Annotated in this window: 21 protein-coding genes; 5 read left to right on the plus strand and 16 right to left on the minus strand. The window is 53.4% G+C overall.

Going from position 1 to position 23,880, the window contains the following annotated elements:
- Positions 1-22 precede the first annotated feature (22 nt).
- The 4 genes from N0M98_RS17595 to N0M98_RS17610 all read right to left on the minus strand — a co-directional run bounded on the left by N0M98_RS17595 (position 23) and on the right by N0M98_RS17610 (position 5,335).
- Entirely contained in the window at positions 23-919 is an 897-nt protein-coding gene (locus N0M98_RS17595; protein ID WP_259618682.1) for a carbohydrate ABC transporter permease, read from the minus strand.
- 24 nt (positions 920-943) lie between these two features.
- Entirely contained in the window at positions 944-1,912 is a 969-nt protein-coding gene (locus N0M98_RS17600) for an ABC transporter permease (protein ID WP_310943917.1), read from the minus strand.
- A 174-nt stretch (positions 1,913-2,086) separates the two neighbouring features.
- Positions 2,087-4,396 carry a helix-turn-helix domain-containing protein gene (locus N0M98_RS17605; protein ID WP_259618683.1) on the minus strand — a complete coding sequence of 770 codons (2,310 nt, stop codon included), beginning with the start codon at positions 4,394-4,396 and terminating at the stop codon, positions 2,087-2,089.
- A gap of 369 nt (positions 4,397-4,765) precedes the next feature.
- Positions 4,766-5,335 (minus strand): FAD-dependent oxidoreductase, encoded by a 570-nt coding sequence (locus N0M98_RS17610; protein WP_259618684.1) that lies wholly within the window; start codon positions 5,333-5,335, stop codon positions 4,766-4,768.
- 190 nt (positions 5,336-5,525) lie between these two features.
- Between N0M98_RS17610 and N0M98_RS17615 the strand changes: the two genes are divergently transcribed.
- Together N0M98_RS17615 and N0M98_RS17620 are read left to right on the plus strand one after the other, a co-directional pair.
- Positions 5,526-6,014 (plus strand): hypothetical protein, encoded by a 489-nt coding sequence (locus N0M98_RS17615; protein ID WP_259618685.1) that lies wholly within the window; start codon positions 5,526-5,528, stop codon positions 6,012-6,014.
- 543 nt (positions 6,015-6,557) lie between these two features.
- Positions 6,558-6,761 (plus strand): aspartyl-phosphate phosphatase Spo0E family protein, encoded by a 204-nt coding sequence (locus N0M98_RS17620; RefSeq protein WP_249863724.1) that lies wholly within the window; start codon positions 6,558-6,560, stop codon positions 6,759-6,761.
- 58 nt (positions 6,762-6,819) lie between these two features.
- Here the strand turns inward: N0M98_RS17620 and N0M98_RS17625 are convergent, their stop codons facing one another.
- The 7 genes from N0M98_RS17625 to N0M98_RS17655 all read right to left on the minus strand — a co-directional run bounded on the left by N0M98_RS17625 (position 6,820) and on the right by N0M98_RS17655 (position 14,778).
- The gene (locus N0M98_RS17625; RefSeq protein WP_259618686.1) at positions 6,820-7,872 is read right to left on the minus strand and encodes a zinc-dependent alcohol dehydrogenase family protein; all 1,053 of its coding nucleotides are present in this window, start codon (positions 7,870-7,872) and stop codon (positions 6,820-6,822) included.
- A 96-nt stretch (positions 7,873-7,968) separates the two neighbouring features.
- Positions 7,969-8,238, minus strand: coding sequence for a YciI family protein (locus N0M98_RS17630; RefSeq protein WP_259618687.1), 270 nt, complete (start codon positions 8,236-8,238; stop codon positions 7,969-7,971).
- Between the two features lie 148 nt (positions 8,239-8,386).
- Positions 8,387-9,346 (minus strand): helix-turn-helix domain-containing protein, encoded by a 960-nt coding sequence (locus tag N0M98_RS17635; protein WP_259618688.1) that lies wholly within the window; start codon positions 9,344-9,346, stop codon positions 8,387-8,389.
- A gap of 354 nt (positions 9,347-9,700) precedes the next feature.
- Positions 9,701-10,918 (minus strand): MFS transporter, encoded by a 1,218-nt coding sequence (locus tag N0M98_RS17640; RefSeq protein WP_259618709.1) that lies wholly within the window; start codon positions 10,916-10,918, stop codon positions 9,701-9,703.
- Positions 10,919-10,969: 51 nt separating this feature from the next.
- Positions 10,970-12,136, minus strand: a complete 1,167-nt coding sequence (locus tag N0M98_RS17645) for an iron-containing alcohol dehydrogenase (RefSeq protein ID WP_259618689.1) — start codon at positions 12,134-12,136, stop codon at positions 10,970-10,972.
- 211 nt (positions 12,137-12,347) lie between these two features.
- Positions 12,348-13,130, minus strand: a complete 783-nt coding sequence (locus N0M98_RS17650) for a metal-dependent hydrolase (protein ID WP_259618690.1) — start codon at positions 13,128-13,130, stop codon at positions 12,348-12,350.
- 256 nt (positions 13,131-13,386) lie between these two features.
- A complete protein-coding gene (locus N0M98_RS17655; RefSeq protein ID WP_259618691.1) occupies positions 13,387-14,778 on the minus strand; it encodes an MATE family efflux transporter in 1,392 nt (463 codons plus the stop codon).
- A gap of 264 nt (positions 14,779-15,042) precedes the next feature.
- Between N0M98_RS17655 and uraA the strand changes: the two genes are divergently transcribed.
- Positions 15,043-16,308: a uracil permease gene (gene uraA / locus N0M98_RS17660; RefSeq protein ID WP_259618692.1), complete on the plus strand. Its 1,266-nt coding sequence runs from the start codon at positions 15,043-15,045 to the stop codon at positions 16,306-16,308.
- A gap of 109 nt (positions 16,309-16,417) precedes the next feature.
- Here the strand turns inward: uraA and N0M98_RS17665 are convergent, their stop codons facing one another.
- Complete coding sequence (locus N0M98_RS17665) at positions 16,418-17,653, minus strand: S-layer homology domain-containing protein (RefSeq protein WP_259618693.1); 1,236 nt, start codon at positions 17,651-17,653, stop codon at positions 16,418-16,420.
- Between the two features lie 287 nt (positions 17,654-17,940).
- Here N0M98_RS17665 and N0M98_RS17670 point away from each other — a divergent pair, with 287 nt between their 5' ends.
- Positions 17,941-18,984, plus strand: a complete 1,044-nt coding sequence (locus N0M98_RS17670) for a metallophosphoesterase family protein (RefSeq protein ID WP_259618694.1) — start codon at positions 17,941-17,943, stop codon at positions 18,982-18,984.
- Between the two features lie 31 nt (positions 18,985-19,015).
- Here the strand turns inward: N0M98_RS17670 and N0M98_RS17675 are convergent, their stop codons facing one another.
- Positions 19,016-19,408, minus strand: a complete 393-nt coding sequence (locus N0M98_RS17675; protein WP_249863734.1) for a hypothetical protein — start codon at positions 19,406-19,408, stop codon at positions 19,016-19,018.
- A gap of 165 nt (positions 19,409-19,573) precedes the next feature.
- Positions 19,574-20,389: an SDR family oxidoreductase gene (locus N0M98_RS17680; RefSeq protein ID WP_259618695.1), complete on the minus strand. Its 816-nt coding sequence runs from the start codon at positions 20,387-20,389 to the stop codon at positions 19,574-19,576.
- Between the two features lie 167 nt (positions 20,390-20,556).
- Between N0M98_RS17680 and udk the strand changes: the two genes are divergently transcribed.
- Complete coding sequence (udk, locus tag N0M98_RS17685) at positions 20,557-21,198, plus strand: uridine kinase (RefSeq protein ID WP_259618696.1); 642 nt, start codon at positions 20,557-20,559, stop codon at positions 21,196-21,198.
- Here the strand turns inward: udk and N0M98_RS17690 are convergent.
- Together N0M98_RS17690 and N0M98_RS17695 are read right to left on the minus strand one after the other, a co-directional pair.
- Complete coding sequence (locus N0M98_RS17690; RefSeq protein ID WP_249863737.1) at positions 21,140-21,436, minus strand: hypothetical protein; 297 nt, start codon at positions 21,434-21,436, stop codon at positions 21,140-21,142. The two genes, udk and N0M98_RS17690, sit on opposite strands and share 59 nt — an antisense overlap.
- A 105-nt stretch (positions 21,437-21,541) precedes the next feature.
- Positions 21,542-23,848 carry a thiamine pyrophosphate-dependent enzyme gene (locus N0M98_RS17695; RefSeq protein ID WP_249863738.1) on the minus strand — a complete coding sequence of 769 codons (2,307 nt, stop codon included), beginning with the start codon at positions 23,846-23,848 and terminating at the stop codon, positions 21,542-21,544.
- Positions 23,849-23,880 lie beyond the last annotated feature (32 nt).

A 23,880-nucleotide genomic window follows, 5' to 3' on the forward strand; every position in this document is an offset into this window, starting at 1 on the left:
TCCTCGTTTAGCTGTTGATCCCCTACCCTTTCAGCGAGCCGATCATAATCCCTTTGACAAAATATTTCTGAACGAACGGGTACACGATCAAGAGCGGTACCGTGGCTACGACGATAAGCGAATATTTCAGCAGCTCCCGAAGCCCCTCTCGCTTCGCCTGCTCCGTCACATCGACCAGCATGTTCAGGTCCACTTCGTTTTGCACCAAAATATCCCTCAGCACCAGCTGCAGCGGATACAAATTTTGATTTTTCAAGTAAATGAGCGCGTTGAAATACGAGTTCCAATGGCCTACCGCATAGAACAGCGTAATGACCGCGATAATCGGCCCGGAGAGCGGCAGCACGATTTTCCAAATAAATTGAAAGTCGGTACAGCCGTCCAGTTGAGACGCTTCCAGCAGTTCTTCGGGAATGGTCGTCTGGAAATACGTCCGCGTAATAATCATGTTCCATACGCCCAGCGCGCCCGGCAGCAGCATCGACCAGACCGTATTGAGCATCCCCAAATCTTTGACGAGCAAATACGTCGGGATCAAGCCTCCCGAGAACATCATCGTGAAGACGAACAGAAACATGAAGATGTTTTTGCCGTAAAAATCTTTGCGCGATAACGGATACGCCGCGAGGATCGTCATGACGACGTTAATGAGCGTCCCCGCCGCCGTATAAAAGAGCGAGTTCGCAAAGCCGCTCCAAATGAGCTTATGCTTAAATACCGCGCTGTACCCGTCCAGCGTCGGGCTTACCGGCCACAACCATACGCGGCCCGAAATGACCGCCTCCGAGCTGCTGATCGAAGCGCTTGCAACATAGATAAGCGGATACAGAATCGTAATCAGAAATAACGATAAAATGCAGTAATTGATCACCGTAAACAGCTGATCTCCTCTAGTTTCCCGGATTGACGATGCTTCCACCGCAGTCTCCTTTCCGCCCGGCGCTTACCATAGGCTGGCCTGTTTCGTTTTTTGCGCGATTTTGTTCACGACGACGAGCAGTATCAGGTTGATGACCGATTTGAACAAGCCGATCGCCGACGAATACGAATAGTTGATCGCCTGCGACGTCAGCCCGACTTTGTACACGTAAGTGTCGATGACCTCGGAGGTTCTCAAGTTCAGCGGATTTTGCATCAGCAGTACCTTCTCGAAGCCGACGTCCAGCATATGGCCCGTATTCATGATCAGCATAATGATCGCGATCGGCATAATGCCCGGAATGTCGATATGCCACATCCGCCGTAGCTTCGAAGCCCCGTCGACCACCGCCGCTTCGTGCAGGGACGGATCGATGCTGGCCAGCGCCGCCAAATAAATGATGCAGCCGAAGCCGACGCTCTGCCATATGCCCGACCAGACGTAAATCGACTTGAAATATTCCGGTACTCCCATGAAGTTGACGGTTTGCAGACCGACCAGCTTCAGCAAAGCGTTGACGATCCCGTTGCGCGGGTCCAGCATTTCCAATATGAGCCCGACCATAACCACTACGGAGATGAAATGCGGCGCATAGGTGACCATTTGTACCGATTTTTTGAACAATTTGTTTTTGACATAATTCAAGCTGAGTGCAAGGATGATCGGAAACGGGAAGCCCGCTACCAGACTGTACACGCTCAAGACGATGGTATTGTTCATCAGCCGCCAAAACTCGTACGAGTTGAAAAAGCGGATAAAATGCTTGAGCCCCACCCATTCGCTGCCCCATATTCCTTTGGTTACGATAAAGTTTTTGAAAGCAATTTGTGCGCCGTACATCGGTATGTACTTGAAAATAATAATGTAAATGAGCGGCAAGGCGATAAGGACGTACAATCTCCAAACTTTGCGTATCTTTTTGAACGGTGCCCCGCTTTTTGCCGCAACGCTTACCTCCGCTTGAATCCCTGATGTTTGTTTAAGCGCCTCCAATTGCCCACCTCCCTCATTCTTTTCGTCATAGGACAGTATAGCGGCGGTCTTCCTCATTAACGGTACTACCTGCCCGGCCGAAAGTATATGGGATTGATTTCAACTCGATGTGCAGTTGTTCAGATCGCTCCGTGTGCATTATTATTGGCGTGTGCATCCATTAAGAATGCGCTTTCAATTGGCTTTGGAATGGCGATAATCGGATGTATTGACTCCGTTGATCCGCTTAAAGGCGCGGCAAAACGTATTGGACGAGCTGTAGCCCGAGCGGACGGCGATCTCGTATACGGGCAAATCCGTCTTCGCCAGCAGCTCCTTAGCCAGCGTCATCCGCAAGTCCTCCAAATAATCGGAGAAATTCGTGCCGGTCTGTTCCTTGAAAAATTGCGATAAATAGCCTCTCGTAATTCCTATCCGGTCCGCAATCAGGTCCAGGCTCATGTCCGGGTGCGCGAACGATTGATGAAGCTGCGCCATAATATTTTCCAGCAGCTTCACGTTCTGGCTTTTTTTATGCTCGTTCACCGTATCGCACACCTGCCGGTAGACGGCCGCCATCGCCCCGTAGCTTTTCTCCAAGCCCTCGTAAGAAGCGGATTCCCCGGTCAGAGGCTTGACGTTGTCCATCGCCTTTTGCTCGCTCAATCCTACCTGGGGTAGCAGTTTCACTACGGTGCCGAGCATTTCGTTCATGAACAGCTGCAGCATCGGAACGGGCAGATGCCGCTGTTTGAAATTGATCTGGTACAGCTCGCCGAGCAGCATGTCGACGGCATCCAGCTCGCCCGCCTTGGCCAGATTGGTCAGCCGAATCTCCAGATCGGACGGATAATAATAGCCGCTGCTTTCCTTGGGCAGCTCATGGTATCCTATGACGCCGGTTTGATTTCTCCACGCCAAATATTCGAGCGCCTGCCTCGCCTCCTCGCAAGAGCGCGAAACGTCCAGAAGCTCCCCGTACGTGCCGCCTGCCGCTATCCGGGTAGCGATGTTCACCTGCGAATAGATCATCTCGCTGATGCGCAGGAGCATTTCGTTCCAATAATTCCAGTCGGCCGCTTCTTCCGAATCAAAAGCAAACAGCAGCGCCATCCGATCCTCCGCCATATCATGCCAATAGACGGCTCGCCGCATCTCCCTGCGCAAAATGTCCTTGATCTTGACCCGCTTGACGTCAAGCTCCTCAAGCGCATTGCGGTCGAAGCCGTTGTCATAACCGCACAGCTGCAAAATCGCGACCCGGTACCGGCTCCCTTCCGTCTCGATGCCCACATGCTGGAGCAGAACGGTCGTATCCTTGGCCGGCAAATAATCCCCCTTGAGCAGCCGCTCGACAAGCGCCGCCTGCAGGAAGGGGGCGTGCTTTTTCATCTTGTCCTGAAGCTCGCGATTGTTGTCGATCAATCTGGCTACGGATTCGCGGATAAACCGGTAGGCATCCGGTCCCGCATAAGACTCGCCGTCCATCCGCTCGACAATCGTCTCCATAATCGTCCTGAGCGGCCGGCTATTCCGATAAGCGATCAAATATGCGATGAGCACCCCCGCGCCCAGAAAGAGCAGCGCCATGGCTACAATAATTTTTTTGATATACAGCACTTTCTTCAGCACGACATAATCGGGCTGCGCAACCAAATAAGTCCAGCCGTTATAGGCGGAGGTCGTATAGGTGACCATCATCTGCCCTTTGCCGAAGTTTTCGAGCATGCTTCCCTGTTTGCCTTGAAGCTTGTCCCGGCCGATCCACGGAATAGGAGCGTCATCCGATGTCGAGCTAATCATTTGGCCTTTCTCGTCAAGAATATATGCCCATCCGCCGCCTGAGAGATCCAGCCCGCCGAGCAGCTTCCGTATTTCCCGGTTGTCCACCGTAATGACAATCGCTCCTTGCGGGTAGCCCGGATAACCGAGCGAATGAAGATAGGTCAGCAATGAATACGAAATACCGTTATTGGTCACCTGGTGGGCGGGAAGCACCTCTCTCTGGTGATAGCTGCCGATAATAAGGCTTTTCCAGCTCTCCGGATCGATGTCCTTATAATAGAAATTCTGATAAAAATCGAATAGCCCGTAAGTGGAGTTTTCCATAAATACGAGCTCGCTGTTTTTATAAACGATGAAGTAATTGAATATAAAATTGTTGGTGAGCGCATAGCTCTGCAGACTTTTGCGGGTGTCGAGAATACGGTTAATGTTGGCGCCCCGGTAAGGCTCGGTGACGTGCTGGAATTGCATGATTCGGGTATCGCCGACCAGCTGCATGGATATGGAGGATAACTCGGCGAACCTGCGGTCCAGTATATCCCGGCTCTGCTCCAGCAAATGCAAGTTGCCGGCCGTCACTTCCCGCTCCATTTCATGCAATGTTTTGTAGTAAATGACTGCGCCGACAAGCAGCGGAAGAAGCAGGAATAACAAGTTCGGCGCCAACAAGCGTATAAACAGCCGGTGGCTGCCTGTCCTCCCGCGGTTCATTCTCCACATCTCGCTCTCCCTCCAAACCTGCGATTTGTATCCATTGTAAAGTACTTTATACGGGCAGACAACGAAAGATAACGTCGAAATTCGTCATAGCTTTGTCGGAACAAAGTCTCCGGTTACGGAATAAATCCCCCAAAAGTGACGTGATGCTCTGAAGCTAATTCCGTCCGCATCCAGCCTAAGCTGGATCGGCGTCTAACCCTTCCTCTGGGTTCGTTCTATGGGTAGACTTTCCTTTCGGGGGAGACCACGGATTTCCACAGGATATGGCTGCGCATCATTTCCTAAACAACAAAAAAGACAGCCGCTCCTATACCGCTTGGAGGACTGTCCTTCTCTTCAATTATGTTGGGGCATAAGCCTTAACCGATATTAAGATTCCTTCTTCATCACATCATGATCGACATAACGCGCGCCGTTGATTTCGCTGATGACATTGATAGCGACCTTCGCTCCGTCACCCGCCGTAATAATCGTATGCACGCTGACGCCTGCGGCCGTTCCCGCAGCCCAAATGCCTTCCATCGAAGTCTTGCCTTCCGGAGTCGTATCGATGACGGTCTTGATTCTTGGCTCGGTGCCTTCGCGGGTCTGCAAACCGATATGCTGGGCAAGATCCGTTAAAACCCCGGTAGCCACAATCACATGCTTACCGGCGTACTGCGCACCTTCCGTCTCGATGCTGAAGCCTTCGTCCGTCTTGGCCACGTTCTGAACCTTGCCTTGAACGAGCTCGGCGCCGAATTTGACCGCTTGCTTCTGGCCGATCTCAACCAGCTCCGGCCCGGTAATTTCCATTATGCCGTAATGATTTTCCAACCATGCGCGTTTGGTCATGCTTTGGTCGCTGTCGATCAGCAGCGTCTTCTTCCCGGCCTTGGCGGTAAACAATGCGGCGCTCGCACCTGCCGGCCCCGCTCCAATAATAACGACTTCATACATATTCGATACACTCCTTTCATATTTTCGATGCATAATTTCTTGGAGTCTTGATGCTTGTTCGCTCTCTATAATGCTACACAAATTGGCAAGGAAAGTCAAAACCGCGCATTACAATAAGCCTTTAATTTCCAACAAGAATATGCTAAATTAAGGACAATCTACCCGATCAAAGAAAAAGGAGACGTTTTCGATGATCCGTAACGAAAAATGGGAATTATTAGAGAACGGCGTAACGGCGGACGAACTTAGCCAATGGAGGGAAACGATACTGGAAGGAGGCTATTCAGCCTTCAACAAACTGCTCGAAGGCTTCAAGCTGCAGTTGAAGCGAATGCAAGACGATGAGATCGAAGCGCTATTCCGCTGGATCGAATGCGCTCGGCGGTTATTCCCGGAACCGGGCCAATTCAGCCCGTCCTGGCTTACGATTTGGACGGAATTACGAGAGATGGTCGTCATCAAACAGCAGCTGATGCAGACGATCCCCCGCGCGGAACGCGACGGAGAATGGCAGCTTATCCTCGACAATCCTTTTACGATTGAGGAAATCGTCTGCCATCCCGGTCTTACTTTTGACGAGGCTTCGTACTTATACAGCTACTTTCGTCCCGGTTTGCAAAAAAACGAGTACATAAGATTACAAAAAATCCAGACCTTGGTAACCGATGTCGGCTCCTGATGAGACGACTCCTAAACCCGCAGCGCTTCTCGACAGCAACAGCGCGCGACAAAGGCGGCATTCGGGCGAACATGTCGAATAAAACACACATTTATCGACTTCTGCGCTTGCCCGGGAAATGCGGCATCGCCCAAATTAGAAAACGGACGCTTTGAGGCGGCCGTTTTCGCTTTTTAACGCCGCCTTATTCAAGTCTGATTCTCCGGCGTCTTCACGTTAATCCGTCGTTCAGAATCGTTCAATTGCAGACTCATAGAACATTTTACATATTTTTACATTTTAAATATTCGCTTATCTGTTTTTGCATAAAAGTTAAAAAAACAATATTCGACCGCAGTTTCGGCATATTTTCCACAGCAAGGCCACCCAATCGACTTCCACTTTTTTGAAAATGCCGTCAAATAATAATCATATTGATAAAATGCTGCAGTTTGGAGGAATGATTATTGCAAACAATCCTATTTTTCTTCATTATTATGGAAGATTGTATAAGTTTGTGAATCTAACTACGCTTATCGCGTCACAAAGGAATGGAGCTTAACGATGGATTTGAATGAAATGATCGAGAAACTGCGGGACCGGATGATTCAGACTGCGATGCGTCAAGGAAATTTATGCGACAAAAATGTCGTCGAGCTAAGCCAACAGCTGGATGTCCTGTTACTGGCCCAGCACCGCAGGAGGTGCTATCAGCGAAGCCGCGGCAAGAGAGCTTCAGCCGCCCGTACTGTCATCTCCAGCCAGTAACGACCTTCCCTAAGCTGTTATACATAGATTCGAACACTTAGGACGTTACCCCTAAAGCCTATTTCGTTGACCCCCGGCGCAGCATACTTCCCGAGCATCCCTGCTCAATTCTGCTTCCCGCCGCTCGGCTGGTCAGCATCATTTTCCCGCCCATGCCGGAGGCATTACTTAACCGTACTGCCTCTATCGTCTGTTTTAACTCTATTCGGCGCTTCACCGGAGCGAACTGCAGCCTGCCCTCCTGTACGAGAGCCATGATGCGCGCGAAAGCTTCCTGCCAGTCGCCGACCGATGCCCGCTCCAGCCAGGAGCGCAGCCAGAACAGCTTTGGCACCGTCCCCGTATCCCGGGCGATCCGATGCCATTCGGGCGATATGCCCGACAACAGACCGATGCTAAGCACCGTGCCTCCAGGGCGCACGCAAGCCGCGAGCTGCGCCGAATCGGGTCCGCCTATCGAGTCTATCCCTGCATGAGCCCCTCTTCCTCCCGTTAAATCCATGACCGCTTCATGCCAAGAAGGCTGCGAGGAGTTCACCGCATTCGATGCTCCCAGCTCCAGAAGCTCCTGCGCGTATTTTCCGTCCCGGGTTATCGCAATGACCCTGAAGCCCATAACGCCCGCCAGTTGGGCGAACACGCGGCCGATTGCCGAGCCTGCTGCATTGACGAGCAGCGTTTGATCCGGCTGCAGCGCCAGCACGTCCGTGCAGATCAGCCATGCGGTCAACGGATTGATATAGAGCTGGGCGGCGTTATCGTCATCGATGCCATCCGGCACCAGCACCGACCAACGCGCTTCTGTCGTCACATACTCCTGCCAAGTGCCTTCTCCCCTTAACGGCAGCGCGCGCCGGCCTATCAGCGAAGAAGGAACGCCTTCTCCGACGGCATCTACGATACCGACGCCCTCGTATCCCGGCACGAACGGGAGCGATACCCGATGTGCGTAAGCGCCGCGAACCGGGATCAAATCCGACGGATTGACAGGCCGCTCCATCATTCGAACGAGGACTTGCCCCGGCCCTGGAAGCCGCGTTTCCTTGCGTCCAAGCCGAAGCACGTCCAGCGGATCGCCGAAACGATCGCAGCTTATATAATACGATTGCACAGCCGCACCCCCTTTGCAAAGAAAGAAGCCGATTTTCCCCATTAGCGAAAAAATCGGCCCTTGTATGTATATCGCTCTTCCGGAAAATCTCCCGGCTTATTGATCCGCCAGTACAACATCCCATTCGTGAATCTCGTAATTTCTCGCTTTATGAATGATATAAGGGTCGTTCAACACGAGCGCTTCGACTGCTTCGAAGCTTTCAACCCGATAAATGACCAGTCCGCCCGCTCCGTCAACAAAACGCCCGTTGGCGAAAATGTGTCCTTCGGCCCGTTTCTCGGCCAAGTAATCCAGATGCGCCGAGCGGTACGTTTGGCTTTTTTCCTCATCCAGCATCGGTAAAAATACGGCAAAATGCTTCATCGTTCCAACATCCTCTCTCATCGTTGAGCTTAAGTCTGCGGCGCCGGCGCCGGAAATTCCGTCTGATCGGTCATCGCCGCGGCCGACGTCGCCTATTTCTTCTTACTATCATATAGCAAACGGCTTCGTAAGCCAACTCCTGTGCGCATTATTGACCGGCGGCAGACTCGCTTCCCGGCCAAATGTCCGTTTTCGCGGGATGCAGCGTCTTTTTGCGGTATTGGGACGGCGGCGTCCCTGTCTTCCTGTGGAACAAGCGTGAGAAATAAGAAGTTGTCCAGCCCAGCCTCTCGCTGATCTCCGTTACCGTCCAGTTCGTCTCCTCCAAATATTCCATGGCCTTTTCCAGACGAATTTCCTGCAAATATTGCATCGGGCTCTTGCCTATGCGATCATTGCAAACTTTAATAATATAATGCGGGTGAAAACCAAAATGATTGGCGATATCGACCAGAGACAGCTTGTCGGCCAAATGCTCGTTCATGTAAACGGCGATCGGAAAATCCGCATACAGCCCGGCTGTCCTTCTCAAGCGGCCGCCCTCTTGACCGGCCCCGCGCAAGCTCTTCTGAAGCAGCGACAGCAGCGTGCCTTTGAAACCGGAATCGATTCTGTACAAGGCCAGCCTCTCGGGCTTTTGGGCGTATTCCAAAGACAGTTGGAACCACATTAGCAAATCGGCCATATCATCGCCGCCGCAAGGACCGTTGGACGGATGCGTTCGAATCGCCTGCGCCAGTTCTTCATCGTAAAGCCGGAATTTATAATCGATAGCGACCGACTGCTCTTGAAAATAAAATGCGTGTTTCGCCTGCGGCGGAATTAAGTAAAAATGTTTGCCCCGCAGCGGGCAGCGGCGTTCGCCGCAGAGCATCTCGCCCCCGCCTTTCCGGAGAACGACCAATTGATGATACTCATGTGCATGAAGTGAAATGGCTTCGCCCGGCAAGTAATCGTTTCTCGCTACTTGCAGCATATTCAGCTGTGCGTCTCTCAAAGACCGTTTCGCTTCAATGGCCATCTGCATATCTCCCTTCGACCGCCGGATGAGCCTGGGCGCCAGCCGGTTTGCCGGCTGCAAACGGAACTGGTTTGAAAAGGCTTTCAAACGGCTTTAGCTCCATCATAAACCGGCCCCATCCGGTTCGAAATGGGTAAACTTAACATAGGATTATGCTTTCTTACGCTTTTGGGCTCCCACATCCAGTCCCTCTTCTGTCCTACATGGGAACAAATCCCCCAAAAGTGACGTGATGCTCTGAAGCTTATTCCGTCCGCATCCAGCTTCAGTTGGATCGGCGTCTAACCATTCAGCTAGGATCGTTCTATGGTTAGACATTACTTTCGGGGGAGCCCCCGGATATCCACAGGATATGGCTGCGCTTCATTTCCTAAACAATAAAAAAAGACACCCCGCCTCAAGGCCGGATGCCCGCGAATCACTGACGGATGGCAGAGCTCCTTACATTGATGCCGTCGTGCCGCTCTGCAGCTTCGAGGCCCTCGCTTCCGCCTTCCGTTCCTTGCTTCCCCAGATCACGGTCAATCCTGCAGCGATAAAGCCCAGTATTCCCGCAAAATAAAAACCGCTCTTCAGTCCGCCCCACTCGTTGATCCAACCGGCGAGAAACGGTCCCGCAAACATCCCGACCGCATAGACCGCTTGATAGAATCCCATCGCCGTCGCCCGCTTATCCTGTCTGATCTTCTGGATAACGAGCGTAAGCAGCAGCGGGAAGTGGAGCCCTTGGAACAAGCCGTTGAACATTTGGGTTACGACCAGCATGGAGAAGCTGCTTACCATCGATATCGCCGCCGTACAGGCCGCGCTGCATACGAAGCCGATCAGCACGATCGTCCAGGCGCCGAACCGCGGCGCCAGCACCCTCCCCGACAAATAATTGCTGATCGCATGCGGAATCATGAAAGCAAATACGAGATAAGTCAGATCGAGCTGACTCGCCCCAAGCGTCAGCGCATGCGAAGGAGTGAAGCCGAACATCGTAATGAAGAGCACGCTGTGGGCAAGAATGGAGAGCAGCGACACCTTCAGCAGCAGCGGCTCCTTCATGACCTGCAGCAAATCCTTCATCCGGATCGGCTCCCGCGACACGCCTTCCTTCGGCTCGTGAATCCACAAGCTGAGGAGCAAGCCGGTCAGACCGATCACGCCGCCTGCCCAGAAGGTCGCTCCCCAGCCCCATTGCTTCACCAAATAGCCGCTGATGCTCATGCCGATCAATTGGCCGGATGCCGTCAGCAGGCTGATCAAGCTCATGGCGCGGGTCGCCTGCTCCTGGCGGAAATAGCTTGCGTAGAGCACCGTATAGGCCGCCCATGTCGACGCGCCGATTCCGGAAATGATCCGCCCGGCGAGCGTCCAGCCCAAATGCCCGCCGAGCGTGAACAGCACGCAGCTGATCGTGGTCGTCAGCATGCCGAGCATGATGTAAGGCTTGCGCACCTTCATCCGGTCCGAGGCGATGCCGAGCGGCAGCCGCAGCACAATTTGGACCAGGCCGTAGCTGCCGAGCACGAGCCCGGCGAAGCTGTAGCTGGCTCCCAAATGCTCCAAATATGGCGACAAGATGGGCACATAGGTGTACAAAGACGCCCAGTAAAAAAGCGTCACCAGTACAAATATCGCGTGGTGAAAGCGGGTGGGACCCGCCGTTTTTATAGACATCGGTCGTTTCTCCTCTTCAGCCCCATTCGGGGGTGTCCTGCCGTATTACAAGCTCAGCTCCAGAATGCTGCGGACATCGTCCTCGTGAAGCTTCTTGAACGAGCCTACCGGGCCGAACCGCACCGTTTCCGCAGCCATGCGCCCGATTTCCTTCGCATCGATATTGCGATCGCTCAAGCGGCTCGGAGCCCCGATCTTGGTGAAATAATCGCGCGTCGCCTGAATGCCCGCCAGCGCGATCTCTTCCTCCGATTTGCCGGTCGGGTCGATATGCCACACCCGGACGGCGAATTGGACGAACCGGTCGATCCGCTCGCGATAAACATATCTCATCCAGTTCGGAAACAGAATGGCCAAGCCTTCACCGTGGGCGATGTCATAAATGGCGCTGACTTCATGCTCGATCATATGCGTAGCCCAGTCATTTTGCATGCCGACGCTGATCATGCCCCCGTTCAGGGCGTAGGTCGCGCTGAGCATCAGATTGGCGCGGGCCGAATAATCGTCCGGCGTATGAATGGCTTTCTCGCCGTTTTCGACGACCGTCTGCAAAATCGATTCGCACAGACGCTCCTGCAGCGGCGTATCCGCCGTTTGGCTGAAATACTGCTCGAACACATGCGACATCGTGTCCACGATGCCGTTTACGGTCTGGTTCGCGGGCACGGTATACGTCAGCTCCGGGTCCAAAATGCTGAATTTCGGATAAGCATGAATGCTGCCGATCGCTTTCTTCAAATTTTCTTCCCAGTTCGTAATCACGGAGCTTCCGTTCATTTCGGAGCCTGTGGCCGATAGCGTCAGCACGGAGCCGAGCGGCAAAGCGCCTTGAATCGCCGCTTTGCGCATGAAAAAGTCCCACACGTCTCCCTCGTAAGGGACGCCGACGGCTATCGCCTTGGCCGCGTCGATGACGCTGCCTCCCCCTACTGCCAGAATGAAGTCGATCTTCTGCTCGCGGCAGATGGCAATGCCCTTGCGCACGGTGCTTACGCGCGGATTCGGTTCGACTCCGGGCAGCTCGCTTACGGCCGAGCCGATTTGCTGAAGCTGCTTCAGGATGCGGTCGTACAATCCCGTCGCCTTGATGCTGCCGCCTCCGTACACCAGCAACACGTTGGTGCCGTACGCGGATATGCTGGAACCGAGCTGCTCCAGCATCCCTTTGCCGAATAAAATGCGGGTCGGATTTTGAAATTGAAAAGAGTTCATTGCGATCCTCCTAGATTATGGGTACATTCCATTATTTGCTCAATGTCTCCGTTTTATCACGCGCTGCGGAACGTACACGCGTTCACGATTATTATAGCGGGATTGCCCCGCTTTGAAAATGACTCACATCCGCCTCATCAACTATCGCGGAAGTAACTAGCTAACGTCGGACTTCAGCGTCAACGGTCCGCCGCTCTCCGCCCGAGCTTCGTTAAAATTGGGCCCATACGTTTTTGACCTGCTCCCATAAGCCAACCGTAGCCGTCCCCATCGGAACGACGAACGTTTGCCACAGCAAGACGAAGGTGACCGTAATGCACACGCTCTCCACCAGAAAACCGCTGAACTTCCCCGTGCTCATCAGCGGAACCGCCAGCTTCCACTTCCATGGCGGCAGCGGATGAATGCCCTGCTTGGTCAATGCGTCGCATAGCAAATGCAGCGCGTACGAGACGCTCCCCGCCATCCACAGCGAGACTCCGAGCTTGAGCGAAGCGTAATACAATAACCCGCCCCATATCAAAACGCCGTAGACCGAATGGGTCAATCCCCGATGCGGCAGCACCGCGCACACCATCAGCAGCGCGCCGGCCGTTCCGAGCCACGGCCCGGCGGAAGCGCCGAGGTAGAGCAGAACGCCTCCGAGCAGCATCATCAGCAGCTGACGGAACAGACGCTGGTTCACAAGGCACATCATGATCAGCAGAGCCCCCGCGGCATAACTGTACGGCGTATAAAACGATTGAAGATAAGAATAAAGAATAAAACCTGCGCCAGCCGCCGCAAACAGCAGCTTCAGCTTCAGCAGCAGCGGCTTGGGCATTGTTTTTTGCAGCAGCAAACTGTTCGGCTCGTCGATGTCCGGCAGCAAGGAGCTGACGACCGCTACGCCGGCAGCGGGGAGCGACACTCCCTGCCCCGCCAGCTGCAGCAATGACAGCGTGAGGCCCGTACTGACCAGCAAATGGGTTCTTCCCGTCATAGCCTCTGTCATTTCCTTTCCCGATCCTGCGAAGTATGTATGGCATTATGGCTGCTATATTATACCATACCGCCGGGCGAAACGCGAACAAACGTACGCCAGTATCGGGAAATGAGTTTCGCCGGCCGCATTCAGCGGAAGTTTTTTTTCGCCGATCAGAATGAAGCTCCTGCGCGCTTTAGCGCTATAAAGAACTTGAAATTCAGATGTGGTCGAATAAGAGCCCTTGCAAACTATGCAAGGGCTCCTATCCTTTAACCTTTAACCTCTAACGCGCCGCTTGCGCCTGATTCGAGCCAAGCATCTTGGCCTGCTTCCAATTGCCCCATACATAGTAGCAAATCGACAGCACGATAGCTACCGTGAAGCCGACCGGGAAGCTCCACCATACCGCGTCGAGACCGTAATGCGAGCTGAGATAATAAGAGAGCGGGATACGAATACACCATAGAGCAAGAAACGTCGTCAGCAGCGGAATCATCACCGCCCCGGTCGCGCGGACGACGCCGGATACGACGAAGGTAATGCCGAACAGGATAAACGCCCACAGCGTGATAAAGTTGATCCTCATGCCGATGGCAACAGCGGACGGGTCCTTCAGGAACAGTCCCAACGCTTGTTTGTTAAACAGGTAGATCAGCGCGACAAGGACGCCGGTCATACAGAAATTAATGACGATTCCCATAATCGTCGTCTTATGAACCCGGTCCCATTTTCCGGCGCCTACGTTTTGCGCGGCCAATGTCGAGACCGCCCCGCCGATCGCCATCGCCGGCATCTGAACGTAGCTGGACAGCTGCATCGCTGCGCCGAACGCGGCGGTAGCTACCGAGCCGTAGCTGTTGACAAGGTTAATGACCGCAATCGCGCTCGTAGAAACGATAAGCATCTGCAGGCCCATCGGTATGCCCTTTTTCACCAGCGAGGCGATAATCTGCTTGTCAAAGCGCAAGTAAGGAACATCTTCGCGGGTAATGCGCAAATAGTGCTTTTTCCGGTACAAAAACCAGATAAGACAGGCGAGGCTGACGAACTGCGCGATGACCGTCGCAACGGCCGATCCGGATATGCCGAGAGCCGGCACGGGGCCTAATCCGAAGATGAACAGCGGATTCAGCACGATGTCCAGAAAGGTGGAAATAAGCAGAAAATAAAACGGCGTTCGCGCGTCGCCCGCCCCTCGCATAATCATCATAATGAAGTTATAGCCGTACATAAACGGCAAGCCGATAAAAATAATGCGCAAGTAAGCCGTGGCGAACTCCATTGCGTCGTGAGGCGTATTCATCCCTCTGAGAATCGCCGGCGAGAAAAATAAGCCGATAGCAGTAATAACGAGCGACAATGCGAGGAAAAACAGCGCGCTCGTTCCTACCACCCGCTTCGCCTGCACCTCGTCCTTGGCCCCTACGCTTTGTCCGATCAGGATGGTCGACGCCATGCCGATCCCGAAGACGAGGCTGAGCAGAAAGAACATAATGTTATTCGCGTTGGAGGTGGCGGCGAATGCGCTTTCCCCCAAGTAACTTCCGACCCAGATCGCGTTGATCGTCCCGTTAAGAGACTGCAGCACATTGCCCATCAAGAGCGGCAGCGCGAACAATACGAGCTTCTTTCCGATCGGTCCTTCCGTTAATGATGCGTCCATTTGATAGGCCATATCCCTACTCCTTCAAAGCAAAGGGCAGCCGGAAAGCTGCCCCCAACTTATTTTATCGCCAAACTATTAAACAATAAAATTAATTATAATCATCCGGTCTTATTTCGTAAAGCCCGAGAATGTTTTCCAATAAAGCGTTATTATTCTTTATATTTAGAGCGGCGAAATATTTCAAAAAGCGATTCCAAACGACACGCGCTTTTGATAATATAGGGAAGGTGTTTGAGAAGGCATCACATTTGCACGCAAGGAGAGTGTTCATTTTTGCAACGCGAAATTCAAGTCGATGAACGTCCGCCGCTGCTGCAAGGCATCCCGCTTAGCCTGCAGCATCTGTTCGCGATGTTCGGTTCCAATGTGCTGGTTCCGGTCCTGTTCAAGATCGATCCGGCCACCATCCTGTTAATGAACGGGATCGGCACCCTGCTTTATTTGCTGCTTTGCCGCGGCAAAATCCCCGCGTTTCTGGGGTCCAGCTTCGCCTTCATATCCCCGGTCTTCGTCGTATTGGCCGGCCAAACCTACGGGGCGGCGCTCGGCGGCTTCATCGTTACCGGCATCATCTTCATCCTGGTTTCCTTCCTGATCAAATCTATCGGCACCCGCTGGCTTGACGTCGTATTCCCGCCGGCCGCCATGGGCGCTATCGTCGCCGTCATCGGTCTTGAGCTCGTACCGGTGGCAGCCGGAATGGCCGGATATATTAAGCCGGCGGATGCCGATGCAAGCTGGCATTTCGATACGAATACGATACTGATCTCGACGATCACATTGCTCGTTACGATCATCGGCAACGTCATGTTCCGCGGCTTCCTGAAGATTATTCCGATTCTCGTCGGCATCGTCTGCGGTTATATTCTCGCCTATGCTCTCGGCGCCGTCAATTTCGAAGCGGTCGCGCAGGCGCCGGTCTTTTCGCTGCCGACCTACTACAAGCCGGAGTTCAGCTTGTCGGCGATTGCGGTCATCGCCCCTGCCGCCCTGGTCGTCATTGCCGAGCATATCGGGCATCTCATCGTAACCAGCAACATCGTCGGCAAAAATTTGTCGGAGGACCCGGGGCTGCACCGCTCGCTGCTCGGCAACGGCATCTCGACTGTGATTTCCGGATTCGCAGGCTCCACTCCAAACACGACGTACGGTGAAAATATCGGCGTCATGGCTCTGACCCGCGTATACTCGGCCTGGGTTATCGGCGGCGCGGCGGTCTTCGCGGTCATCCTGTCGTTCTTCGGCAAGCTCGCCGCCTTGATCACGACGATTCCCGGTCCGGTCATGGGCGGCGTATCGCTGCTGCTCTTCGGCGTCATCGCCGCCTCGGGCATCCGGATGCTTGTCGAAACGAAGGTCGACTATTCGAAAGCGACCAATCTGATTCTCACCACCGTCGTACTTGTCATCGGCATCAGCGGCGCGAGCATCACGATCGGCAGCTTCTCGCTCAAAGGCATGGCGCTCGCCACGGTAATGGCCATTCTGCTCAGCTTGTTCTTCAAGCTTATCGACACGTTGAAGCTTTCCAACGAATAAGCCGCATATAGCGAAAAACCTGACGGATTTTTTCACCGTCAGGTTTTTTATTCGCCGATTCCCGGCACTCTGCCGGTACTCTATATAGAACGCTTCATTTGCTCCGCATTTATCCGTTCTTCTCGATAATGGAGAAAACGATCGTCTCGCCGTCGTTTTCCACATGCACCTCAACGGCATAATCGCCGACCTGAACGGTTTGCGTTTCGACCGGCTGCTTTCGCGACACTTGGTTGTACACTTGATTGAATAGATCGTCGAAAGCTATCGCATCGTACGTGAACAAATAATTGGTAAACGCTTGAATCGCTTCCTTATTGCGGGCGAGCATTCCGTCCTGCACGCGCACCGTCACGCCGTATGTCTTATATTCCGGCTCCAGCCACAAGGAGGCTTCCTCCGTATGCTGAGGTTGTATCGACGATTTGCTTAAGTCTTTCGCTTTGGCGTCGGCGTCCTTATACAGCTTCAGCGTCGTCTCCTCCAAATCGTAGTTCGTGCCGCGCAGCTTGCCGGCTTCCTGCAGCACGTCATAAGCCCCCAGCATCTTCCGGTCGGGAAAAATCAGCTTTTTATAGCTGCCGTCCTTGGTCGGAACGATTTTCTCCAAGCCGCTGTTTGCCTTATTCACCGACACCCGCTTGTCCTTATGAATGATGCGGTCGAGGATGGCCAGCGATTCCGCCCGCGTCACATCGCGCCCTACGCCGAAGTACCCGTTCGGGTAGCCTTCCATAATCCCTTTCGTGAACGCCTCGGCGATAAACTTCTGCTCGCGGGGCTTTGCGCTCTGAAAATCTCCGATCGGTCCGGCCGTCGCCAAGCTGTACTGCTCATTTTCGAGATATTCCGTTTCTTTGATCGTGTAATAAATGATTTCCGCCACTTGCTCCCGCTTCAGCTTCGCTTTGAAATCGGGAAATGTGCTTTTGTTAATGAATTGCAAGTCGCTGGACAGATCGATGTAAGGCTTTGCCCAGTAGCCCGCCGTGCTCGGCTTGAAATCGAACGAACGGTAATCCTGCTGCAAAATACTTTTGTTCAACGCGCTCAGCGAATTGACGAACTCATCCGTCCACTTCCGCTCTCCGTTCGGGTATACCTGCGTGTAGGACAATAGCAGCATTTTGACGAATTGATCTGCGGTTACCGGCTCATCGGGACGGAACGTTCCGTCGGGAAACCCGTCAAGAATGCCTTGGTCCACCAGCTTCGTTATCGCCGGCTCCGCCCAATGCCCTTTAATATCGGTCAATGCAAGCTTCTCTGCGGGCGCCGCCATCGCCGATCCTGCCAAACCGACCCATAATGCCATTGACATGGCCGCCCATCGTAACTTTCTCATGCTGTCAATCCCCTTTTCTCGTCCCCGTGTCGAATTTTGTTAATATCCGTTGAAACAGACCAATATAAGAATAAAGGCATTTATCTGAAAATGGTATTCACCTTCAATCCTAAAAAAAAGCGCTTGCGGCAAGGGGAACGTTAGTTCGAAAGTCTTTATGTCCGTGATAAAAGTCTTAATTGTCTCCCTCTCCGTAAGCCTATTCTCCCTCTTTCTCTGCATCATGCGCATCGATTAGAAGGCTGCCGAAGCGGCGGCCGTGACAGCTAACATCAAGGGAGGTTACGATGAAACAACGGATACTCATTTTGGCGCTCGGACTCGGCATACTGATGGTTAACGCGCCGCAAGCGGCGGCGAAGCCTGAAGAGGGTACAAAGCCTCTGCTGACCTTTCCCGTCCTAAGCGATCTTCATGTCCAGGCATGGAACCGCGCTTCTCATACCAAGCTGGCGCGGGCGCTGGCCGATCTGCACACATTGAATCCGGCGGCGGATGCGCTGGTGTTGAACGGCGACCTGACCGACGGCAGGCAGCGGGATTACGACAAGCTGAGCGATCTGCTGAGACAAGTCCCTCATCCGCCGCAGATTTTATCCTCTATCGGGAATCATGAATTTTATCAGTCGTGGCACGGCCCTTCGAGCCGATGGAACAAGGAAGGGTTTCCTAACGGTGAGACGGAGCAGGCGTCCATCAGCCGCTTTCTGAAGTTTACGGGGGAGAAGAAGGTGTATTATACGAAAAACATTCGGGGATACGATTTTATTGTGCTGGGATCGGAGCGGTATCGCCAATCGGACGCGGATTATCTGGAGGACGCTTATTTGTCGGACGAGCAGCTGGCTTGGCTGCGAACCGAGCTCCAGCGGCTCAGCCTAAGCGGCAAGCCGGTCTTCGTCTTCCTTCATCAGCCGCTTCCGAATTCGGTATCGGGCACGTCGGGCTGCTGCGTCAACAGCCGGTCCGTCATCCAGCACGAAGAGCTGAAGAAGCTGTTAGCGGCCTATCCTCAAATTATTTTGTTCTCGGGACATACCCACTTGGAGCTGAAGCTTCAGCGAACGCTGGTGCGAGACGGATTCGTCATGGTTAACTCTTCATCTGTGGAGCAGCCATGGACGGAGGACGAGCGAGGAACGGGGAAGCCGCTTGGCCCGGAAGCCAGCGAAGGACTATATGTGGAAGTGTACGCAAGCAAGGTGATCATCAGAGGAAGAGACTTCCACAAGCAGCGCTGGATTCCCGAAGCCGAGTTCACGGTTCAAGTTCCGGCCGTAACGAATGCTAGGAGTCTGTCCGGCGGAGTTACTTTTGCGCATTTAGAATAGGTACCTTCTACGCGGGTCATCGGACAGACTCTTAGATGACTGCGCTGAGGCCGCCGTATTTGGAAATTGCCAGCAGCAGATCGCGATGGATCGGCAAAATGAACTGGACGGAGCCCAGCTGAAAAATACCGCTGCGGTTATGGACGACCGCCTTGCGCACATCGATCAAATAATGCGGCATGCCGGCCGACATATTCATCCGTTCGCTGCCTGTATGTTTGCGGTTATTGAATGTAATGGTTTTCATATCGGATGTGTCGAACGGAATGATACTCACAATATCTTCCAATCGCAAATGATAATTGGCATGAGGCTTCTGATAAACCACTTCCTCAGTGGAGACGGTGATGCCGAAGTCTCTTTTCTTATGAGACAGCTTGAGATCGCCTTCAAGCGACTTGATACGGATAAAATCTTCGTTCATAAAAAACTCCTCCTTCTTCTGCAAAAGTCTGCGGACAGCGGGCGGATGTAAAGCTTTAACACAGCATACCATACTTGGGACGGGATGGCTATCGCGCATTGCAGGCGAAAAAAAGGAATCTGCAATCCCGGGCTCGGGACCAGATTCCTCCGTACGGCAATATTCTTATATGAGCGATTCCGCTCCGTCGATGAACATTTCCGTGCCTGTAATATGACTGGATGCATCGGACGCCAGAAATGCGATCAGATCGCCGACCTGTTCGGGCTGTCCCGGCGCATGCTCAAGCGGCTGATTGCCTTCCGGGTATTTGACCGGAATTTTGATTTTGTTTAGCTCGGGCGTAGGATGCGTGCTCTCGCTAATATGCGTTTGAATGGAGCCGGGGCAAATCGCATTGACGCGGATATGATAGCGTGCCAGCTCCAGCGCCGCCATTTTCGCGAATGCGACCTGACCGGCTTTGGACGTGCTGTACGCGGACATGCCGAAATTGGAAAACACCCTATTTCCGTTGATCGAACTGGTGATGATAATGCTCCCTCCCTGTCCCTTCATATACGGGATGGCATATTTGACGATAAGGAAGGTGCCCTTCAAATTCGTGGACAGCGTGTGATCCCATTCGTCGGGATTCATATCTTCGATCGGGGCCAATACGCCGTTAATGCCTGCGTTGGCAAAAACGATATCGATCTTGCCCCATTGTTTGCCTACCGCTTCGATCGCCGCCTGCACCCGTTTCGGATCGGATACGTCCACATCTTCCGTCACCGCTTCTCCTTGCATGGAGATAATCTCCTGTTTGACCTGCTCCGTGCGGCCGTCCTTCAGATCGAGCAGGCCGACCTTCACCCCTTGCGCAGCCAGGGCCAGCGCCGCGGCGCGGCCGATGCCGGAGCCGGCTCCGGTTACGACGGCTATTTTGTCTTTCAGCTCCGGGTATGAAGCCCTTGGCTTTTCCACGGTTTGTACGCTCATAGTGCACCTCGATTCATGATTGTTAGAATGAAACGCCAGCGACTCGTTTATTGTTCCATGAATTCGGGCAATTATGAGGCTCTCGTATCTGAAGCTTATTTGTGCTACAATACTTGAGTTAAAATTCTTGTTCGAAACCAACGTCCGCAGGAGGTTCTATCATTATTATGCTTATCATCGGTATTGCAGGAGGCACCGGATCAGGCAAAACCACCGTAGCCCGTTCCGTCATCGAGAAGCTGGGCAGCCCTCAAGTCACCTTCATCTCTCAAGACAACTATTACCGCGATCACAGCCATTTGGATTTCTCCGAACGGGAGTCGATTAACTACGACCATCCGCTTGCTTTCGATAACGAGCTGCTGCTGGAGCACTTAAAGCAGCTCAAACTTCAGCAGACCGTCGATGCTCCCACTTACGACTTTGCCAACCACGCCCGCTCCGCAAAGACCGTGCGGCTGCTGCCCACTCCCATCGTCATCATCGAGGGGCTGCACGTGCTGTCGGACGAGCATCTGCGGGACATTCTTGACATTAAAGTATTCGTCGACACCGATCCCGACGTCCGTATTTTACGCCGGGTGCTGAGGGATATTCAGGAGCGCGGCCGCACGATCCAATCGGTATACGATCAGTATTTAACGACCGTGAAGCCGATGCACGAAGCCTTTATCGAGCCGTCCAAAAAATATGCCGACATCATCATACCCGAGGGCGGGCATAACGAAGTCGGCATTCAGCTGCTCACGATTATGACGGAGAAATATGTACACTCATCCTCTGAGACTCCGCATCCCATACAAGGGTAAGCCTCGGGTCATTTTTCAGCTTGACGTTGCATAGCTTCAGCTGGTTGTCGGTCAGCTCCAGCAATTCCCACAGCTCCGGGTCGGCTGCGCCTTGAGCGCGCAGAAATTCTGGAGCCTCGGCCGCGGCATCCTCTTCATAATCCCAATACTTAGTCCCGTAATAAGCTAGCTTGTAATGATTGACCAAAGTGCAGGTAAATAATTGCGACGTTTGGCTGTGCTTAAGTACGAAGGGCAACCGGCTCATCCTTTCCTAATATGAAGGATCGCTGTTTTTGGCAAAAGGCACCCTCTCCATCCGGAGACGGTGCCTCTTTCAGCAGCTATCGTTTTATTAATCGATTTATAAATACGGGTTTTCATGCTTCGCCTTCAGCATGTTCCAGCGGCGTTCTACTTCTCCTTCGAACATTTTATACGATTCTTCATACTCCGGTTTGGTCATATGCTTCGTCTTGCCCATCGTTTTCAGCCAATCGGAGAGCGGAATCTTCTTGTTCTTCTCTTCCGGATTGTACGTAATGTTCGTTACGCCATGCTCCACTTCGTAGAGCGGGAAGAAGCAGGAATCGACCGCAGCGCCGACGATATTGGAGCCTTCCTGATCCTCGGACAGCCAGTTGAGCGGGCAGGCGATCAGGATTTTGCCGTACACCATGCCTTCGTTTTGCGCATACCATTGCGCCTTGGCCGCTTTGCGTACCAGGTCCTGAGGGAAAGCTTCCGAGCCGGTGAACACATAAGGAATATGCGTGGCCGCCATAATTTGCGCCGTATCTTTGTGATGGAACACTTTGCCGCCTTGCTTAGAACCTACGTTGGACGTGGACGTTCTGTGCCCCATCGGCGTCGAGTACGACAGTTGAGCTCCGGTGTTCATATAGCCTTCGTTATCGTATTCGAGAATGATCATCTTATGATTGCGCAGGGCAGCGCCGATAGCCGGACCCATGCCGATATCCATGCCGCCGTCCCCGGTAATCATCACGAACGTAAAATCATCCTTCAAGCCGAGCCCGTCGAGCTCCCCTCTGCGCTTGCGCTCCCAGAACATCTCGACGACACCGGAGAGCGTAGCAGCCCCGTTCTGGAACAGGTTATGAATATACGTCGCTTTATGCGCCGAGTACGGATAGCCCGTCGTTACGACCATTGCGCAGCCGGTATGGAACAAGGCGACGATATCTCCCTCGATCCCTTTGAAGAAGAGCTCGAGACCGGAGAAGATCCCGCAGCCGGGACAGGCGCCGTGCCCCGGGGCGATTCGCTTCGGTTTCTTCGTCAGCGACCGCAGCGGCGGAATGCGCACGCTCAGCTTGCCGGTAGCTTCATCGGGCTTCACCGTAATAAGGCCGGTTTTCAAATCCTCATATTTCATCGGATTCAGCACGCGTTTCGGCGCTTTGGCGGGATCTCCCGGGGTGTGGCCGTAATAGTCGAACGGAACCTCGACACTGCCTTTCTCCGCCGCATCGATAGCGAATTGGAACAAGTTATGGCCGTCTTCGGCATAGAAATCTTTGCCGCCCAACCCGTATATCCGGCTGATGACCATCGTATCGCGGTTGCCGTGCGTGAACAGCGCCGCCTTGATTTCGTTCACCATATTGCCGCCGTGGCCGCCGTAGGAATCGGCACGGTCGCCCACCGTCACGGCTTTGACGTTCCGCAGCGCTTCGGCAATCGCCTTTTGCGGGAACGGACGGATCATGTTCGGAGCGATGGAGCCCGCTTTAATGCCTTTGGCGCGCAATTGGTCGACGACATCCTTAATAATCTCGGAGGCGGAGTTCATCAGGAAGACCGCTACCTCGGCATCCTCCATCCGATACAAGTCGAGAATCGGATAATCGCGGCCGGTCAGCTCCAAATATTCCTGGCGGATGCGGTCGTACACGCGCTCCGCGTTATACATCGCTAACGATTGCTGATAGCAGTTATTGATATAATCCGGCTCGTTCATATAAGGACCGACCGTAATCGGATGTTCGCGGTCGAGCGTATCGGCGAATCCGGTCGGCGGCTTTTCCCCGATGAAAGCATGAACATCCTCGCGCTTTGCGAACGTTTGGACGCGGCGTTTTTGGTGGGAAGTGAAATAACCGTCAGAGGCTACGAGCACCGGCAGGCGCACTTCAGGGTCTTCCGCCAACTTCAGCGCCATGATGTTCATATCGTACACCGCCTGCGGATCGCGGCACATAAGAATCGGCCAGCCCGTATTCAGCGCGTAGTACAAATCGGAATGATCGCCGTGAATGTCCAGCGGACCGGATACGGAACGGCACACCAGATTCATGACCATAGGAAAACGGGTACCGGATTGCACCGGCATTTGCTCAAGCATATACAAGTAGCCGTTGGCGCTCGTCGCGTTGAATACGCGGCCGCCGGCTGTCGATGCGCCGTAACATACGCCTGCGGAGCCGTGCTCGCCGTCCGCGGGAATCAGCTTGATGTCATGCTGGCCGTTGGCTTTCATCAGATCCAGAAACTGGGCGACCTCCGTGGAAGGTGAGATCGGAAAATAGCCCATAATATGATAGTTAATCTGATGAGCCGCGTAAGCCGCCATTTCATTGCCCGATTCATAGACGATGCGCTGCTCTACCGTACCTTGAGAAACTTCTTTATTCATCTCAATGGCCAACTGGAATTCCACCTTTCGGATTAGCTTTGATT

The sequence above is a fragment of the Paenibacillus doosanensis genome (genome assembly GCF_025060755.1).
Lineage (GTDB): Bacteria > Bacillota > Bacilli > Paenibacillales > NBRC-103111 > Paenibacillus_S > Paenibacillus_S doosanensis.

What these genes read in the sequence shown, in the direction of transcription:
- N0M98_RS17605 (WP_259618683.1), bottom strand. Translation starts at nt 4,396, where the DNA reads ATGTGGAGAATGAACCGCGGGAGGACAGGCAGCCACCGGCTGTTTATA.
- N0M98_RS17610 (WP_259618684.1), bottom strand. Translation starts at nt 5,335, where the DNA reads ATGTATGAAGTCGTTATTATTGGAGCGGGGCCGGCAGGTGCGAGCGCC.
- N0M98_RS17615 (WP_259618685.1), top strand. Translation starts at nt 5,526, where the DNA reads ATGATCCGTAACGAAAAATGGGAATTATTAGAGAACGGCGTAACGGCG.
- N0M98_RS17620 (WP_249863724.1), top strand. Translation starts at nt 6,558, where the DNA reads ATGGATTTGAATGAAATGATCGAGAAACTGCGGGACCGGATGATTCAG.
- N0M98_RS17630 (WP_259618687.1), bottom strand. Translation starts at nt 8,238, where the DNA reads ATGAAGCATTTTGCCGTATTTTTACCGATGCTGGATGAGGAAAAAAGC.
- N0M98_RS17645 (WP_259618689.1), bottom strand. Translation starts at nt 12,136, where the DNA reads ATGAACTCTTTTCAATTTCAAAATCCGACCCGCATTTTATTCGGCAAA.
- N0M98_RS17650 (WP_259618690.1), bottom strand. Translation starts at nt 13,130, where the DNA reads ATGACAGAGGCTATGACGGGAAGAACCCATTTGCTGGTCAGTACGGGC.
- N0M98_RS17655 (WP_259618691.1), bottom strand. Translation starts at nt 14,778, where the DNA reads ATGGCCTATCAAATGGACGCATCATTAACGGAAGGACCGATCGGAAAG.
- N0M98_RS17665 (WP_259618693.1), bottom strand. Translation starts at nt 17,653, where the DNA reads ATGAGAAAGTTACGATGGGCGGCCATGTCAATGGCATTATGGGTCGGT.
- N0M98_RS17670 (WP_259618694.1), top strand. Translation starts at nt 17,941, where the DNA reads ATGAAACAACGGATACTCATTTTGGCGCTCGGACTCGGCATACTGATG.
- N0M98_RS17675 (WP_249863734.1), bottom strand. Translation starts at nt 19,408, where the DNA reads ATGAACGAAGATTTTATCCGTATCAAGTCGCTTGAAGGCGATCTCAAG.
- N0M98_RS17680 (WP_259618695.1), bottom strand. Translation starts at nt 20,389, where the DNA reads ATGAGCGTACAAACCGTGGAAAAGCCAAGGGCTTCATACCCGGAGCTG.
- udk (WP_259618696.1), top strand. Translation starts at nt 20,557, where the DNA reads ATGCTTATCATCGGTATTGCAGGAGGCACCGGATCAGGCAAAACCACC.